Genomic DNA, 239 nt, shown 5'->3' with positions numbered 1-239 from the left:
ATGTTGCAGACGTCATCTATGCCGGTGCCCATGCACGCTTGCAGGGTATCTATAATGTGTCCACAAATGAAGCATGGTCACTACATCAAGTTATTTTGCTACTACAGCATTTAAATCATCCACTTGAAATTCAATATGCCCCCGCGCGAGAAGGAGAAATTGAACATTCATTTTTAAATAATGACAAATTAGCAAATGCAATTGGTTGGAGACCCAAAAGCTCTTTTGCAGAGGGAATA

General features: G+C 40.2%; 1 pseudogene. It reads left to right on the top strand.

Features of this window, described 5'->3' with window-relative positions:
* A pseudogene (locus KVT27_RS26015) lies at window positions 1-239 on the top strand (NAD-dependent epimerase/dehydratase family protein); the annotation flags it as partial.

Source organism: Lysinibacillus sp. GbtcB16, from assembly GCF_019091145.1.
GTDB lineage: Bacteria > Bacillota > Bacilli > Bacillales_A > Planococcaceae > Lysinibacillus > Lysinibacillus fusiformis.
This window is presented reverse-complemented; position numbering and strand designations above follow the sequence as displayed.